This window comes from Acinetobacter septicus, from assembly GCF_019355975.1.
Classification (GTDB): domain Bacteria; phylum Pseudomonadota; class Gammaproteobacteria; order Pseudomonadales; family Moraxellaceae; genus Acinetobacter; species Acinetobacter ursingii.
Window position 1 is genome coordinate 2,697,134 of the sequence record NZ_CP079898.1, and the last position, 15,934, is coordinate 2,713,067.

General features: G+C 40.8%; 15 protein-coding genes. 5 read left to right on the forward strand and 10 right to left on the reverse strand.

Annotated features, from left to right (window positions below; genetic code table 11):
• The first annotated feature begins 23 nt into the window (after nt 1-23).
• Nucleotides 24-1,103 (forward strand): 3-isopropylmalate dehydrogenase, encoded by a 1,080-nt coding sequence (gene leuB / locus I6L31_RS12760; protein ID WP_004991433.1) that lies wholly within the window; start codon nt 24-26, stop codon nt 1,101-1,103.
• 78 nt (nt 1,104-1,181) lie between these two features.
• On the opposite strand, the gene I6L31_RS12765 is transcribed toward leuB, so the two are convergent.
• Together I6L31_RS12765 and infA are read right to left on the reverse strand one after the other, a co-directional pair.
• Complete coding sequence (locus I6L31_RS12765) at nt 1,182-1,574, reverse strand: hypothetical protein (RefSeq protein ID WP_004991430.1); 393 nt, start codon at nt 1,572-1,574, stop codon at nt 1,182-1,184.
• Between the two features lie 200 nt (nt 1,575-1,774).
• Entirely contained in the window at nt 1,775-1,996 is a 222-nt protein-coding gene (gene infA, locus I6L31_RS12770; protein ID WP_004718087.1) for a translation initiation factor IF-1, read from the reverse strand.
• Between the two features lie 227 nt (nt 1,997-2,223).
• Here infA and I6L31_RS12775 point away from each other — a divergent pair, with 227 nt between their 5' ends.
• On the forward strand, nt 2,224-3,237 hold the full coding sequence (locus I6L31_RS12775; RefSeq protein WP_004991427.1) for an AraC family transcriptional regulator: 1,014 nt from the start codon (nt 2,224-2,226) through the stop codon (nt 3,235-3,237).
• Between the two features lie 33 nt (nt 3,238-3,270).
• On the opposite strand, the gene I6L31_RS12780 is transcribed toward I6L31_RS12775, so the two are convergent.
• The 6 genes from I6L31_RS12780 to asd form a co-directional block, all read right to left on the reverse strand.
• Nucleotides 3,271-4,038 carry an SDR family oxidoreductase gene (locus I6L31_RS12780; protein WP_228274799.1) on the reverse strand — a complete coding sequence of 256 codons (768 nt, stop codon included), beginning with the start codon at nt 4,036-4,038 and terminating at the stop codon, nt 3,271-3,273.
• 79 nt (nt 4,039-4,117) lie between these two features.
• Entirely contained in the window at nt 4,118-4,924 is an 807-nt protein-coding gene (gene truA, locus I6L31_RS12785) for a tRNA pseudouridine(38-40) synthase TruA (protein ID WP_005001331.1), read from the reverse strand.
• Nucleotides 4,925-4,940: 16 nt separating this feature from the next.
• On the reverse strand, nt 4,941-5,906 hold the full coding sequence (locus I6L31_RS12790) for an asparaginase domain-containing protein (protein ID WP_005001332.1): 966 nt from the start codon (nt 5,904-5,906) through the stop codon (nt 4,941-4,943).
• A 48-nt stretch (nt 5,907-5,954) separates the two neighbouring features.
• Complete coding sequence (locus I6L31_RS12795; protein ID WP_005001333.1) at nt 5,955-7,265, reverse strand: hypothetical protein; 1,311 nt, start codon at nt 7,263-7,265, stop codon at nt 5,955-5,957.
• Between the two features lie 63 nt (nt 7,266-7,328).
• Nucleotides 7,329-8,792 carry a type IV pilus assembly protein FimV gene (locus I6L31_RS12800; RefSeq protein WP_005001334.1) on the reverse strand — a complete coding sequence of 488 codons (1,464 nt, stop codon included), beginning with the start codon at nt 8,790-8,792 and terminating at the stop codon, nt 7,329-7,331.
• Between the two features lie 132 nt (nt 8,793-8,924).
• Complete coding sequence (gene asd / locus I6L31_RS12805) at nt 8,925-10,043, reverse strand: aspartate-semialdehyde dehydrogenase (protein ID WP_005001341.1); 1,119 nt, start codon at nt 10,041-10,043, stop codon at nt 8,925-8,927.
• A 176-nt stretch (nt 10,044-10,219) separates the two neighbouring features.
• Here asd and I6L31_RS12810 point away from each other — a divergent pair, with 176 nt between their 5' ends.
• The 3 genes from I6L31_RS12810 to gltP all read left to right on the forward strand — a co-directional run bounded on the left by I6L31_RS12810 (nt 10,220) and on the right by gltP (nt 13,701).
• A complete protein-coding gene (locus I6L31_RS12810; protein ID WP_005001344.1) occupies nt 10,220-11,335 on the forward strand; it encodes an endonuclease/exonuclease/phosphatase family protein in 1,116 nt (371 codons plus the stop codon).
• A gap of 306 nt (nt 11,336-11,641) precedes the next feature.
• Entirely contained in the window at nt 11,642-11,956 is a 315-nt protein-coding gene (locus I6L31_RS12815) for a hypothetical protein (protein WP_004991403.1), read from the forward strand.
• A gap of 443 nt (nt 11,957-12,399) precedes the next feature.
• Nucleotides 12,400-13,701, forward strand: coding sequence for a glutamate/aspartate:proton symporter GltP (gltP, locus tag I6L31_RS12820; protein WP_004991400.1), 1,302 nt, complete (start codon nt 12,400-12,402; stop codon nt 13,699-13,701).
• A gap of 48 nt (nt 13,702-13,749) precedes the next feature.
• On the opposite strand, the gene I6L31_RS12825 is transcribed toward gltP, so the two are convergent.
• A complete protein-coding gene (locus tag I6L31_RS12825) occupies nt 13,750-14,865 on the reverse strand; it encodes a glycosyltransferase family 4 protein (protein WP_004991398.1) in 1,116 nt (371 codons plus the stop codon).
• A 32-nt stretch (nt 14,866-14,897) separates the two neighbouring features.
• Complete coding sequence (locus tag I6L31_RS12830) at nt 14,898-15,833, reverse strand: LpxL/LpxP family acyltransferase (protein WP_005001345.1); 936 nt, start codon at nt 15,831-15,833, stop codon at nt 14,898-14,900.
• Nucleotides 15,834-15,934: the final 101 nt, after the last annotated feature.

Genomic DNA, 15,934 nt, shown 5'->3' on the forward strand with positions numbered 1-15,934 from the left:
CAGTGAAAAAATGGAAAGAAGAAATGTCGAAACAAATTTTAATTTTAGCGGGTGACGGTATTGGCCCAGAAATTATGGCTGCCGCTGAAAAAGTATTAACTTCAGTTAATCAAAAATTTAATTTAGGTTTGAGTTGGGAACATGGACTGTTAGGTGGTTCTGCGATTGATGCACATGGTGAACCATATCCTGCGGTCACTTCGCAACAAGCCAAAAAAGCCGATGCAATTTTACTTGGTGCAGTCGGTGGGCCTAAGTGGGATACGATTGAGCGCTCGATCCGTCCAGAACGTGGCTTATTAAAAATTCGTAGTGAATTAAACTTATTTGCAAATTTACGCCCAGCGATTCTTTATCCGCAATTGGCAGATGCTTCAAGCTTAAAACCAGAGATCGTTGCTGGTCTGGATATTCTGATTGTTCGTGAACTGACAGGTGGTATTTACTTTGGTCAGCCACGTGGTATTCGTGAACTGGAAAATGGCGAAAAACAAGGCTACAACACCGATGTTTATAGCGAATCTGAAATTAAACGTATCGCCAAAGTTGCTTTTGAGATGGCAGGGTTACGTGGTGGTAAGGTTTGTTCAGTCGATAAAGCCAATGTGTTAGAAGTGACTGAGCTGTGGAAGCAAACTGTAACTGATTTGCAACAGGCTCATTATTCAGACATTCAGCTTTCGCATATGTACGTGGATAACGCAGCTATGCAATTGGTGCGTGCGCCAAAGCAATTTGATGTGATCGTCACAGGTAACTTGTTTGGTGATATTCTGTCTGATGAAGCAGCGATGTTGACAGGTTCCATTGGTATGTTGCCATCTGCGTCGCTAGATGAAAATGGCAAAGGCATGTACGAACCTTGTCATGGTTCGGCACCAGATATCGCTGGACAAAATATTGCAAACCCACTGGCCACAATTTTATCGGTTGCCATGATGTTGCGTTACACCTTCCGTGAAGAAGCAGCAGCAAAAGCGATTGAAGATGCTGTAGGTAACGTATTGGATCAGGGCTTGCGTACGGGTGATATTATGTCTGAAGGCATGACGAAGGTTGGTACTTCAGAAATGGGTGATGCTGTGGTTCAAGCACTGGCTTAATTTTGAATCATCAAGATTGGTAACAATAAAAATGCAGCTTCGGCTGCATTTTTATTAAATCCACATAATCATATATTTTTAACAAGCTCGACCCTGATATTGATAAGATTGAACAACGTTATTTTTGAGTAAAAATACAATATCGCATTTTATATTTAAATTATAACTATTTGCTCCGCTTGCACCTGTTTGAATGGTCATCCCGTCAAAACTTCTAGCCGCTGGAGTGGGGATGTTTAAAGAACGTATCACGGTATATGTGAGCTGATCTGATGTGAGAATAGGCTTTTGTGTTGTTTGATATCCCATGGATTTTAAGTTAATGGTTTGTTGCACTTGTTGAGTTGATTGCCCAACAAATTGTTGCAAATATGCATTAAGATCTTTAGATTTCCACCCTGTTGTGGTGCAGGCAGAAAATAAGCTAAAACAAATGCAAAGTGTTGAAAGTGCCATCCAAGATTTTTTCATTTTAAATATTCCATTTTCTTTTAAGGATAGGCTTTAAAAGCCTTAGTGTATGGGTTCGTAATTATATAAAAAAAACAGGTTATAAGTTGAAAATTCATCTAATTTTTTTAAAAACTCAATATTAATTTGAGTTATGTGAGTTCATGTATATAAAAAAAGCCACAGATAAACAGTGGCTTCTTTGCATTCACTAAACGGAATTAGCGCGCACGATAAGTAATACGACCTTTGGTCAAATCGTAAGGGGTCATTTCAACTTTAACATTGTCGCCCGTTAAAATACGAATATAGTGTTTACGCATTTTACCAGAAATGTGTGCAATTACTTCGTGACCGTTTTCTAAACGTACACGGAACATCGTATTAGGAAGCGTTTCGGTGACAACGCCTTCGAACTCGATGAGTTCCTCTTTATTGGCCATAGCCTACCTGATGATCAAATTGGGAAGGCGCAAATTGTAGTCAATTTTTTATCAAAAAACAAGACCAATGCCCCAATTTATGGTGCTTGTCAAAGTGGCAAATGGGTCAAATTCATTAAAAAAAATGTGTAAAAATGACCTGAATTGAGTTGTCAGTTTGGTCAATCAGCGGTAATCTAAATTACGTTTTTAAGTATAAATGAAGAACATACAAGGAAGGATGTCACGTGGGTCAGCTAACAGATGCGTCGGTTGTATTACGATTTGGCTATCAGGCGATTCGTCGTGCGGGATTGCCAACCGAAGAAATTTTAACAAAAGCGGGTGTTGCCTTAAATCAGGTGGATACCAATACCCGTACTCCTTTAAATGCGCAATATGCCTTTTGGATTGCGGCAGAAGAAGTGAGTAAAGACCCCGATATTGGTTTGCATTTGGGTGAGCATTTACCTTTATATCGTGGTCAGGTGATTGAGCATTTATTTATTAGTAGTGCAACATTTGGTGAAGGACTCAAACGAGCATTAGCCTATCAACGTTTAATTAGTGATGCTTTACAAGCGCGCTTAGTGGTCGATGAAAATGGATGTTACTTGACCAATGGCGAACAGTCATTCTCTGACAATATCGTCAATCGACATTTTTCAGAATGTGCTTTATCAGGCATCTTACGATTTTTTAAATTTATTACCGAAGGTGCGTTTAAGCCTATTTTTATTGATTTTGACTTTAATCAAGGCGCAGCAGAAGACGAATATATACGTGTGTATGGCTGCCCAGTCAGTCTAGGTCAAAAAGAAACACGTTTATATTTTGATGCCGATATTCTAGATTATCCATTGTGGCAAGCGGAACCAGAGCTATTGCAGTTACATGAACAACTTGCGATTGAAAAGCTTCAGGAACTGGCACGCTATGATTTAGTCGGTGAAGTCCGCCGTGCGATTGGCTCGACACTGGAAAGTGGCGAAACAACACTCGAAACCGTGGCAGCACAATTACACATTACCCCGCGCCGTTTAAGAACGCAGTTGAGTGAAGCCAATACTAGTTTTCAACAAATCTTGTCGGACTATCGCTGTCGTTTAGCCAAGAAACTACTGGCTAATACCAATGAAAGTGTTGAACGTATTGTTTATCTAACGGGTTTTTCTGAACCAAGTACTTTTTATCGAGCATTTAAACGCTGGACCAATGAAACGCCAGTAGAATATAGAAAGCGTAAGCAGCGTTCTTCTTAAGACAAAGCATCCTCAATGGATGCTTTTTTTGAGTCAACCCCGCACTACGGAAATACCGCCGTCAACGTAAAGGGTTGAGCCTGTCATAAAACTAGATTCATCACTCACCGCAAATAAAGCAGCTTGTGCAATTTCTTGAGGCTGTGCCATTCGTTTTAAAGCGTGCAAGCTCTGAATGTGTTGATAAGCTTGTTCGTTATCCACAGCAGCACGTCCCATTTCTGTGTCTGTACCTCCCGGAATGATACAGTTACAACGAATACCGAAGGCGCCATACTCTGCGGCAATCACCTGAGTTAAGCCAATTAGCCCTGCTTTACTGGCAGCATAAGCTGCCATGTTTGGAAAACCTATACGATGCCCAACAAACGTCGAGGTAAATAAAATACAACCGTTTTTTTGTTGAAGCATGGCGTTTAATTGCATTTGTGCAGCATAGAAATTTGCAGAAAGATTGGTGTTTAAAGTGTTTTCCCATTCAGTTTGACTGATTTGATGCGTAGGTTTTAATGCACCTAATATACCCGCATTGTTAAAGGCAATATCAATGCGACCAAAACGTTGTAAAGCTAAGTCTAAAGCACGTTGCATGGTCGATGGATCACAAAGATCACCAACCACAGAGAAACAATGATTGCCTTCTGCTTTAATGCGTTGCTCAAGCTCTTGAAGACGCTCGGCACGTCGAGCCACATTGATCACGATTGCACCTTGCTGCGCAAACAGTAAAGCACTTTCCCAACCGATACCTGAACTTGAACCTGTAATAATAACGATTTTATTTTCTAGGCGTTTCATCATGAGTCTCAATGATATTGAAAGACTCATTTTGAAAATTTGGGGGGCATGTGACGACCCGATTCTTGCGTTAATACAAAAATTAGGCAAATGCATCAGGCAGGTTCAGCCAATGTGGTCCAAGTGGAGGTTGAGGAAGCTCAAATTGTTCTGGATAATAAGCCTGAATAAAATATAAGCCATGTGCTGGGGCTGTGACGCCTGCGGCTTTACGATCCTGCGCTGCAAACATGGTATCAATATGATCTACGCCGTATAGTCCTTGACCAATTTCAAGTAGACATCCCATGATATTACGTACCATATGATGTAAAAAGCCATCAGCTTGAATATCGAGTACCAAATAACGACCATGTTCAATGAGTTGGCAATGACTGACATGACGCACGGGTTGGTTGGATTGACATGCCGCTGCCCGAAAGCTTTCAAAATTATGTGTGCCTTCAAATTTGGCTGCGGCTAGCTTCATTTTTTCCACATCTAGCGGCTGATAAATATGCGTGACTTGTTTATAAAGTAAGGCTGGACGATAGTTTGTGTTATACACCACATAACGATAACGACGTGCAATGGCTTTAAAGCGCGCATGAAAATCAGGGGACATTTCCTTGATCCATTGGATCGAAATATCTTTAGGCAATTGGCTATTGGCACCCATCATCCAGCCACGTTCAGGGCGTATGGCATGGGTATCAAAATGCGCCACCATATTGGTGGCATGCACACCCGCATCGGTACGACCTGCACCATGCAAAATAATCGGTTCATCTGCGATGGTACTTAATACACGCTCCAAAGCTTCCTGCACACTTGGAACGCCCGCTTGTTGCGTTTGCCAGCCCCGATAACGAATACCGCAAAATTCAATACCGATTGCAAAGCGCTGCATATTTAGACCTCAAAGATTAAGACAGTGTCCAGTGTTGCTCACGCAGCTCTGGGGAGTCAAATTGTAAATAAAGTTGCAATGCTTTGGCATATAAATCGGCATGGCTATGGGTATTATTGATCAATATGTTAGCAGTATCTACCCATTCACTGACTGCATAACGTTGATCTATCTGACCAAAACAGACTTGAGTGGTTAAAATGCTCAGACAGCCTTGTTGTCGAAGCTGTTGCAAAAGTAAAATGAGTTCTTCATCAACAGCCAAATTGCCTGTTCCAAAACCTTGCAGAATTAAAAAATGCGGTGGATATGAAACAAGGTTTTGTAATTGTTGCTTAAAAGCGTGTAAGCCAATCGGCTGTGCCATTATATTTAAAAGCGATAAATTCTGGCTACGTAATATTGTTTCATCATTGACCAAATAAGAGGATGTTGCTGTGCTACAGTCTTTTTCTGCCAATATCCCAGTAAAAGCATCTAGTTCAGTGGTTTGTATTTTTAACGCGGTTTGTGCATGGAAAACCTGATGATGAAATGCCAAATAACTTCCTGCGGGTAACTTAACGACTTGATCAAGCGCGTAATATAAATTATCCAGTGCATCAGTAAATTCGCGGGTATCTGTTCCAGCTTTGTTGAGCAGGGGGTACTGACTCCCTGTAATGACCAAATGACAGGATTGCCCTAAGAAACGTGCCAATGTGGCGGCAGCATAACTTAAGGTATCTGTGCCATGAATGACCACAAAATGAGCATAGCCCTGTAATTGTAACTGTTGTATTTGTTGAACCAACATAAGCCAGTCTGGCGCAGTACAGGCGCTACTATCTTTGATGACAGGTGCAGAAAAACAATCGACATGCAGCTCTATAGGAATGATGCGTTGTAGTTGGGGCATAAACTGGATATAAGGCATGGGTGCCAGAGGTTCTCCAACACAGCCAAAGGTTCCACCCATATAGATTAATGCAATTTTCTTCATAATAAAAAAAGCAGTCTGAACAGACTGCTTATGGTAGAACGATCTTTTTTAAGATGCTATGCGATTGAGTAAGTTTTTTGAAAGTTCTCGCTGCTCAGCACTAAAAACTGTCTCATTTTTAGTTAATAAAATCCGTGCTGAATCATAGGCACCCAATTCAACATATTGCGTTGCAAGATCAAGATCTAATTGAGTTTCATTAACCTGAGCAAGTTCTGGAAAAGATTGAACCAATGGATCATTTAAATCAAAGGCAGAAGATGCAGTAGAAACCTGAGACGGAGGCTGGGGAACGGGCTCCGCTACTTGATCAAAGGATAATACAGGTTCTGCACTTGGTTCTAACGGTGTTGCTGTTGGTTCAAGTTCTAACTGATCAAACTTAAATTCAGGTAATGTATCTGCTAGCTGCTCTGGAGGGGCTTCTTGAGTGGTGTTTTCAGGACTTAATGCAGGTTGAGGAGCAAAATCTAAATTGGAAAAATCGAGATTGCTTGGCTCTGCTAATTTTGCATTTGTACTAGATTCTTGTGCAAAATCAACACTAATATTTTGCGCTGTTTCAATATGATGATTTGAAACTTCTCTAGGTTCTAAGGTTAATGAAAACTCAGTTAAATGCTCAGATGGTGCTTCAGGAGGTGTCGGTATTTGTTCGCTAGGTTTTGCTGTTTGATCAAAAGAAAAATTAAATTCCAGTGCTTCTATTTCAGCAGAATCTTGTTTTTTGCTTTCAATATGATCAATGGTAATTGCATTGTTTTGCTGCACTGGCTGAACCAAAGCATCAAAATCGGCATCACTGATGACAGGGGGCGCTGTTGCTTCTGCTTGTGGTGGTGCAGTTGAAGGAAAATCTAAACTGGTTGCAGAAAACTCGATTGCATCAGGTTGCTTTTGTTGATCAAACTCACGTTTTTTAGCTTCTGCTTGCATCACGATATCATTTAAATCGAGTGCGCGCAGGTGAGTAATTAATTGATCAACAGCAAATTCATCTTTTTGTAAAAGATGGATATCTAACAGGTGTAGATATAATCCGTGCTGTGAATTATCGCGGTTTAAAGCCTGATTAATTTGTGCTTCTGCAGTAGAATAATTTCCAGATTGGATCAGTGAGATAATCTTTTGATGTAATTCCTGAGAAACGGGTGTGGTCTTTTTTTGTTCAGCAATAATCGTAGGCGTAACTTCGCGAGACTCACTACGAGGTCGTGTTACCGATTTTCCTGCAACTTTTTTTCCCTTTTTATTTGCATTGGTCTTGTTTTTAGGTTCTTGTTCTTCTTTGCTGGCTTCCCGCTTTTTTAAAACAACTGCAATGACCAATAAAATAATAAACGGAATCACATACAACATGCTTATACCCCTTCAAGCATGAGCCATTTTCTTTGACTCATTTAAATATCTATGCATTTGACTTTAACGAACTGACTTTTTTGCATTTTCTCGCTCTTTTAGCTGTTGCTGTAATTGTGCCAGACGCGCATTTAAAAGCTGGATTCTTTGATCCTTTTGTTTCAGAGCCAGTTCCATTTCAGTGACGCTTTGCTGTAATTTAACGGTTTTTTCTCGTGCTGTCATAACTTTTAATGACAACTCGGCAGTGCTTTTATCCTGTTTTGTGCTGTGTTTCGCGCTTCCTTGTGTAGAATCTTGTTCATTGTCTGCAACTAAGTTCATTTCAGCCTGATTGAGGCGATATTTTGCTCGTCCTGATGCTTGAGTCGAACTCGGCGCAGTTTTGACGGTAGCGGTTTTTTGTGGGCTCTGATCGACTGCCGCAGATAAGTTAAGTGCAACCCCCTGTCTTAAACGGTTGACATCACCCTGAATAAACGCGTGACTATTTTGTGCTTTGATTTGTTGCATGACCTGTGCAATAGGTTGATTGGTTTGAGCCGCAATTCGATTTGCAATACTCCATAACGATTCATTACGTTGTACAACATGTTGATTTTCACCAGATGTACGAGTTTCAGATGCTGTTTTTTCCTTTGCTTTAGCGGTCTGTTTTTTGGTCTTTATTTTTTCTATATTAGGCTCAGGTGCTTTCGCTGGAGAGGCAGATTTTACCTGTTCTTTCGCAGTTTTTTCAGGGCTTTGTTTAGCGACTTCAGCAGAAGAGACTACAGTTTGTGCATGATTAGAAGGAGCGATTGCTGCTAACTCATCAGAATGTTTGACTGTTTCTTTCATATTGGAATGAGAGGGCGGTGTTGCACGGTCTGTAGACTGCTGTATGTTTGTCTCCGTGGCTGCTGTAGTTGTCGTATTTGTTTGTAGGGTGGGTGGAGGAGTCGTGTTGATAGCCAAGACTTGTGAGCGATTTAAACTAGGCTCTGTTGTTGAGTTTGACGTGTTTTGTATCGTATTGACGCTTTGCGAAGTACTGGCAACGTTGTACTGCGTACTTTCAGGTAAATTCAACGCAATATCTTTTTCACTCACAATAAATTTGGGTGTAAGTGGTTTTTCATTGGCTGTTTGAAGTGCAGGTACAGCTTTTCGATTAATCGACTGTTTGATGTGCTGTAATCGAGTACCATGACCTTCCTGAATTTTAAGTACGATATCCAGTTCGGGTTGGGTAAATGGCCGCGAAGACGTAATCACAATCACACCCGTGCCTTGTCCGTTACGACGCGCAAAAAAGTTCAGTTGTGCAGATGGTTGATTAGAAATTCCTAAACCCATCAAATCTTCTGGCGTTGCAAGACTGACCTGTAAATTGGACGATATATCGGCCTGACTGAAATTCATTTCAGCATAAAGCAAATCCCCAGGAGCAGACATAACTTGTAAAGGTTCAAGCGTGATCGCATGTAAGGTCTGCGTCGCCAAAATAGTTAGAATCGCAATTTTTAATTTGTTATAGACAGTCATCTTGTTCCATGAAGCAGGAGTAAAGCGGTCACGTTATACAATACCGAGATGTTAACCGAATGTAAAACTTTTACAGAAGAAGTACATAAAAAAGCCGATCAATTGATCGGCTCATGGGCTTAAATCGTGTATTTAAGCATTTTTATATTCAATCAGGATACGTAACATACGGCGTAAAGGTTCAGCGGCGCCCCAAAGAAGTTGGTCACCGACAGTAAATGCGCCTAAATATTCTTTACCCATATTAAGCTTGCGTAAACGACCCACTGGAACTGAAAGTGTTCCTGTTACAGCAACTGGGGTCAAATCAGTCATGGAGGCTTCACGTGTATTCGGCACGACTTTTGCCCATTCATTGGACTGACGAATCATATCTTCGATTTCGTCCAGAGGAACGTCTTTTCGAAGCTTAATCGTGAGAGCCTGTGAATGACAACGCATTGCACCAATACGCACACAGTGACCATCAATAGGAACAATTTGCGAATTACCTAAAATTTTGTTGGTTTCCGCCTGACCTTTCCATTCTTCTTTGGACTGACCATTTTCAAGCTGTTTGTCGATATACGGAATTAAAGAACCTGCAAGCGGTACACCGAAGTTTGCTTTAGGAAAGCCTTCACCGCGTTGTAAATCTGCAACACGACTATCAATATCTAGAATGGCTGATTTAGGATCGTCTAGTAACTCTTTGGTATTGTTATATAAATAGCCCATACCCGTGAGTAATTCGCGCATGTTTTGTGCACCTGCACCCGATGCTGCCTGATAAGTCATCGCACTCATCCATTCCACCAAATTGTTTTGGAAGAGTGAACCTAAGCCCATTAGCATAAGAGAAACCGTACAGTTACCACCGACAAATGTTTTAGTGCCTTTGGCTAAACCATCTTTGATAACTTGCGCATTCACTGGGTCAAGTACGATGATGGCATCATCTGCCATACGTAATGTCGATGCGGCATCAATCCAATAGCCATTCCAGCCTTCAGCTTTGAGTTTTGGAAAAACTTCAGAAGTATAGTCACCACCCTGACAGGTAATAATGACATCCATTTGTTTCAGACTCTTAATGTCTGAAGCATCCATAAGTGCTGGGGCAGTTTTACCACCAAATGAAGGGGCTTCACCACCTGCATTACTGGTAGAAAAGTAAAATGGCTCAAAATAAGCAAAATCATTTTCTTCAACCATACGTTGCATAAGGACGGAACCAACCATCCCGCGCCAACCGACCAGACCTACTTTCATGTCACTTTGCCTCGGTGCGTTAAAAAATGTAAAAGGGGCTTGAGTGTATCAAAAGCGACCATAACTGCAAGTATTATCCAATGAAAACATGCTCTTTATTGTGAGTAAATTTATGAATATGCTACACAGGAATCTTGAAGAATGAAAAATCAATAAAATCTAGGGTGGATCAGGCATTGTTACTATTTATTGAAGTGTGTGCTGTAGTGGTGATTTGGCTGACATTCTGGTCACTTATTCCACGCGACGAATGGTGGATTCGAGGAGCAGATTTCCCCAGACTGCAAATTTTAGCTATCGGTGTAGTGACCTTATTGTTTGTATTGTTTTGCGACGCGCCGTGGAATCTGCCTCGAGAATTGATCGTAATCGGTTTAATCGCAGCAATCGCGTATCAGCTAAAAATGGTATTGCCTTATACCTTTATCTGGAAGAAACAGGTCAAACAAGTGAAAGCCGAACAGTTCAATCCAGATCAGCAAATCTCGTTGTTAGTGTCCAATGTCTTAACACCGAATGATCGATATCATTTATTGATTGAGCAGATTCAAAAGTTAAAACCAGATCTGGTTCTGACTTTAGAGACTGATCAAACATGGCAAAATGAATTGAGTGTGATTGAAGCAGATTATCCGTATCGGGTTCCTGTGCCACTAGATAATTTATACGGTATGCATTTGTACAGCCGATTGCAACTCCAAGATACCGAAGTGAAGTTTATCTTGAGTGATGAAATTCCATCGATTCATACCACGGTGATTTTACCCAGCGGCTTGGCCGTGCAACTTTATTGTCTGCATCCCAAACCACCAAGTCCAACCGAAGCAAAAGATTCAACTTTGCGCGATGCTGAGTTGCTAATGGTGGGTGATCAAATCAAGGATCTGGATGAAAGCTGTATTGTGATGGGCGATCTCAACGATGTAGCATGGTCACGAACCACACGTCTGTTTCAGCGAATTAGTGGTTTGCTTGATCCGCGAGTTGGGCGGCATTTCATTAATACCTTTCATGCCAACTATCCTTTGTTGCGCTGGTCTCTGGATCATATTTTCCATAGTACCGATTTTGCCTTAGTTAAAATGAATCGATTACCGAATATTGGCTCAGATCACTTTCCTGTGTATGTCGTGTTACAAACGGGACGGATTTTTGAGCAAATCCAAGAAGAATTGCCAGAAACGCAAGATGATCATGAGGCCGCTCAGGACGCGATTCAGGAAGGGATTAGTAAAGCAGAGAAAGAGGAAAAAATTGTGACGGCTGACATCGCACAGGCTTATAAAAGTTAAGCTGCCACCACAATATCGGTGTAAGCAATTACTTACACTAAATGCGGTCTTGAGCGAATAGGCAGTCAAGTTCCCAGAAGGTATTCTATATCTATCAGCACAGGAATAGGGAATGGAATATCCCGACTATGGAAGACTAAGCTGAAGGATGAGCATCAAGGATTTGATGACGCTAGGGAAGCAACTCTTACAATAACAAAAAAGACTGAAAGCACAACCTCATTTGCCCGAGTTTTGCAGGATGCAGAACTCGGGTTATGATTTTTTTGATGTATCATTTCAATTGCTCAAATCTTTTCTAGACGTATGTATCACTCAAAATTTCAAGAATTTAAAATCTATATCGTCAATTTGACTGATTTGACACGCGATGCTTTGCATATTTATGCAGGTTTGTTGGTTTTTTTCTGCGTGGCTTTTTTAGATAAACGCCAATTAAAATCCATTTGGGCTTTATTTGCAGTGGTTTTGATTGCAATTAGCGCAGAATTGCTTGATGCCAGAGACGATTTGATTAACTATGGATATTGGCGGTTTGATGCAAGTTTGCACGATATTCTGAATACGATATTTTGGCCTTTGGTATTATGGCTTATCGCAAAATTTAAACTTTTGAAATAGAAAAAATTTAGATCCTTTACGAGGGTATTTGCCTGTTCTTTGTTCACTCATTTATTTTGTTATCGCAGTATTGGTTTTTAAATAAACAAGTTTTGATTAATAAAACTACAAAATGAGCCTGATTTTTGATTTTTTATTTGATTTTTGATCTATTTTTAAACGGTTAATTTTTGTTAACTATATAAAAGTTATAAATATATTTTTTATTAAGAGAGGGTTGGCTGATTTTCTGCTGGTTTAGTATTGTTAAATAATAAAATCTCTCTAGAATGTGCCGCTTATTTATCGCTCGTTGTCCGTAGAAACCCAAATCTTGAGCTGATGGGTCAAGGGCTAGACCTCATCTCGGATCGAAAAGGAATTTTACGAACGTATTGTTTGTTATAGAGCGCATCTACTCTCCTGTTCTTATATCGTGCTTTTTGAGCATAAAGGATTGTCTTATGAAGAACTTTAAAATTAGCCTTGCATGGCAAATTTTAATTGCTTTGATCCTTGGTGTGGTTGTCGGGGCTATTTTGCACAACCAACCTGAAATAAAAGACGCCGCGGTTAATAATGTGTTGAAACCTTTAGGTCAGATTTTTATTAGCTTGATTAAAATGATTGTGATTCCAATCGTTTTTTCTACGCTCATTTTGGGTATTGCAGGTGTTGGTTCCACAAAAAGTCTGGGAAGACTTGGCTTTAAAACAATTTTGTATTTTGAAATCATTACCACGATTGCGATTATTGTCGGTTTAGTTGCCGCCAATATCTTCCAGCCAGGTGCTGGTGTGGATATGTCAGTGTTGGTGAAAACAGATATTTCTCAATATCAACATACTACGCAAGAAGTTGAATCGCATTCTCATGGGATTATCCAGACGATTTTATCGTTAATTCCAACGAATATTATTAGTTCTATGGCACATGGTGAAATGCTGCCTGTGATTTTCTTTGCAGTATTGTTCGGTATTGGTTTGTCATCATTACCAACCACTACCAAAGAGCCTTTGTTGCATGTATTTCATGCGGTCTCTGAAACCATGTTCCGTGTGACGCATATTATTATGAAATATGCACCAATCGGGGTGTTTGGTCTCATTGCTGTCACGGTAGCGAATTTCGGTTTTACCTCTCTGATTCCTTTGGCTAAGTTGGTTGTTTTGGTATATGCCACTATTTTCTTTTTTGCTTTTGTCGTGTTAGGTATTACTGCAAAATTATGCGGTATTAATATCTTAACCTTGATGAGAATTCTCAAAGATGAATTGATTTTGGCGTATTCCACTGCCAGTTCCGAAACCGTTTTGCCACGTATTATGCAAAAGATGGAAGCTTATGGTGCTCCGAAAGCGATTACCAGTTTCGTGATTCCGACAGGTTATTCATTTAATCTGGATGGTTCAACGCTGTATCAGAGTATTGCCGCCATCTTTATTGCACAGCTCTATGGGATTGATCTGTCTTTATATCAACAGGTGATTTTAGTGATTACCCTAATGATTACCTCTAAGGGAATCGCGGGGGTACCTGGTGTTTCTTTTGTCGTGTTATTGGCAACGCTAGGTAGTGTCGGCATTCCACTTGAAGGTTTGGCATTTATTGCGGGTGTTGACCGTATTTTAGATATGGCACGTACTGCTCTGAATGTCGTAGGTAATGCGCTGGCGATACTGGTGATTAGTAAGTGGGAAAAAGTCTACGATGTAGATAAAGCCAAAGCGTATGAAGCCAGTTTAAATCAGTCAGAAGCCAGTTAAGCATCTGTCGGCTGATACACCAAAGAAGGAAGCGCGAATGCTTCCTTTTTATTTGCCTGTAGTTTGATTCAACATGTATTGATACAGTTGGATGGTTTGATTACACATCTCATCCAGACTAAATTGAGTGACGGGTTCAACCTGTTGGCGATGATCAATATGATGCTTCACACAATTAAGTAGTGCTTCGCGATCATCGACCTCAATCAGACCTTGTGGATAAAGCCGAGATAAGATTTCAGCCACACCGCCGCGATTCCAGCCAATGACAGGTGTTCCAACGGATAGTGCTTCCAGTGCAGTTCGTCCAAAAGTTTCAGCCTGATTGGATAAAGAGAGCACAATATCACTTAATGCCAGCCATTCCCGAATTTCTGAAGTATGTCCGACAAAGGTGATCTGATCACGCAATCCACGATTTTGAATGGTCGCTTCGAGTTCATCCAGATAAGCTGCTTTTTTGGGATCTGCACCGCCCACGACAATCGCATGAATATTGGGATGCTCTGTCTGTAGTCGCTCTATCAATTCTATCAATGTTTCATGTCCTTTAAGACGAGTGATGCGACCTGGCAAACACAGCAAAAACTTATTTTCCAGTTGTGGAAATAAGGTGTATTGATGATTAATCCATTGCCCAGATGGTTGATAGCCATGCGGAAATGCTTTGGGATCAATACCACGATAAATCCGAACAATATCCTCAGGAGGACAGTTTTTATAATGATCGCTAATGTATTTGACCACACTATCTGAAACTGCAATGACTTTTTCAGCTTGCGTCATAATCGCGCTATAACGATTCACTGAATAAAAACCGTGTACGGTACTGATCAGATGTGGACGTTGCTGAGCAGGAATACCACGTAAGGCAAAATGTGTTAACCATGCAGGCACACGTGAACGGACATGCACAATATCAGGTTGATGTGTCCTGATTAGTTGACGTAATGGACGAATCTGCCAAAGACTAGACAAAGATTTCTTATGAATCGGCAGTTGCAGATGTGTAGAACCATCAGCTTCAAGTTGAGGAACCAAACGTCCACCATTGGACACAACAAGGGATTGATGACCTTGGCTCACCAAAGCACGTGCGATTTCCAGCGTGCCACGTTCAACGCCACCACTGTTCAGTTCGGGAAGCAACTGCATCACTTTCATGCTCAGGTCTCAACTTTTTTCATTTTTAAATATTAGTAAATTTTCTCGTATCCATCTGGACGAGTTTTAAAGCGGCGATGAAACCACATATATTGCGTTGGTGCAATACGAAGCTGATTTTCAATGATTTTATTGATACGGGTGGCATCATCAATTTCATTATCACTTGGCATATTTTCAACGGCTGCTTCAATTAAAACATGATATTTGGGATCACGAATATCGCCGTGACGATAAAAATACAAAGGCACGGCGGCGGCTTTGGAAATTTTTAATAAGCGACGATGTGCAGTGACCGTTGCGGCGGGTACGCCAAAAAAAGGTGCCATAACGCCTTGTTTAAGGCCAAAATCCTGATCGGGACTATACCAGATGGCATCGGTATCTTTGAGTTTGCGAATCAGGCCACGCATATCATCATGATCAATCTGATGTTTATAAATCGTGGCGCGACAACGATAAATCAACATATCCAGTAGGGGGTTGTTTTGTGGTCGATAGACCACATCAGGCTCAAAATATTGCGAGCAAATATAGCCGCCAGCATCCAGCAAGGTGCTATGCGTTCCAAGTAATAACACACCCTGACCTTGAGCTTGCGCATGGGTGATATGTTCAAGACCTTCAACACTAGAGCGGCCTTTAAACCATTGCGGTGAATACCATGCGTTGAGCGTTTCAAACACGCCGAGCATCATATCGACAAAAACCTGTCGACCTTGGCATTCAACTTCTTGTTGAGACCATTCAGGAAAACAGACTTCGAGATTACGAATCGTGGTTTTGCGTCGTGACTTTAAATATTTCCAAGCTAAATGACCCATAGCTTGCGCCAAACGCCATTGAATGGCCCACGGCAAAATCGCAAGCAGCATTAAAAAAACAATCGCAATCCAAATGCCCCAATATTTTGGTAGCAAAAAAGACCATTGAAACTCGCCCGGTGTGTAGGGATGTTGTTGGCTCATCTTGTTCTGGATAAAGTCAAATATTAAAAAGTTTGAGGCAGTGTAACATGAACTGATTTTTAACTTGTAGCTTAGTTCCAAAGATCATAGATCTGTAAGCG

What these genes read in the sequence shown, in the direction of transcription:
- leuB (WP_004991433.1), top strand. Translation starts at nt 24, where the DNA reads ATGTCGAAACAAATTTTAATTTTAGCGGGTGACGGTATTGGCCCAGAA.
- I6L31_RS12765 (WP_004991430.1), bottom strand. Translation starts at nt 1,574, where the DNA reads ATGAAAAAATCTTGGATGGCACTTTCAACACTTTGCATTTGTTTTAGC.
- infA (WP_004718087.1), bottom strand. Translation starts at nt 1,996, where the DNA reads ATGGCCAATAAAGAGGAACTCATCGAGTTCGAAGGCGTTGTCACCGAA.
- I6L31_RS12780 (WP_228274799.1), bottom strand. Translation starts at nt 4,038, where the DNA reads ATGATGAAACGCCTAGAAAATAAAATCGTTATTATTACAGGTTCAAGT.
- truA (WP_005001331.1), bottom strand. Translation starts at nt 4,924, where the DNA reads ATGCAGCGCTTTGCAATCGGTATTGAATTTTGCGGTATTCGTTATCGG.
- I6L31_RS12790 (WP_005001332.1), bottom strand. Translation starts at nt 5,906, where the DNA reads ATGAAGAAAATTGCATTAATCTATATGGGTGGAACCTTTGGCTGTGTT.
- I6L31_RS12795 (WP_005001333.1), bottom strand. Translation starts at nt 7,265, where the DNA reads ATGTTGTATGTGATTCCGTTTATTATTTTATTGGTCATTGCAGTTGTT.
- I6L31_RS12800 (WP_005001334.1), bottom strand. Translation starts at nt 8,792, where the DNA reads ATGACTGTCTATAACAAATTAAAAATTGCGATTCTAACTATTTTGGCG.
- asd (WP_005001341.1), bottom strand. Translation starts at nt 10,043, where the DNA reads ATGAAAGTAGGTCTGGTCGGTTGGCGCGGGATGGTTGGTTCCGTCCTT.
- I6L31_RS12815 (WP_004991403.1), top strand. Translation starts at nt 11,642, where the DNA reads ATGTATCACTCAAAATTTCAAGAATTTAAAATCTATATCGTCAATTTG.
- gltP (WP_004991400.1), top strand. Translation starts at nt 12,400, where the DNA reads ATGAAGAACTTTAAAATTAGCCTTGCATGGCAAATTTTAATTGCTTTG.
- I6L31_RS12825 (WP_004991398.1), bottom strand. Translation starts at nt 14,865, where the DNA reads ATGAAAGTGATGCAGTTGCTTCCCGAACTGAACAGTGGTGGCGTTGAA.
- I6L31_RS12830 (WP_005001345.1), bottom strand. Translation starts at nt 15,833, where the DNA reads ATGAGCCAACAACATCCCTACACACCGGGCGAGTTTCAATGGTCTTTT.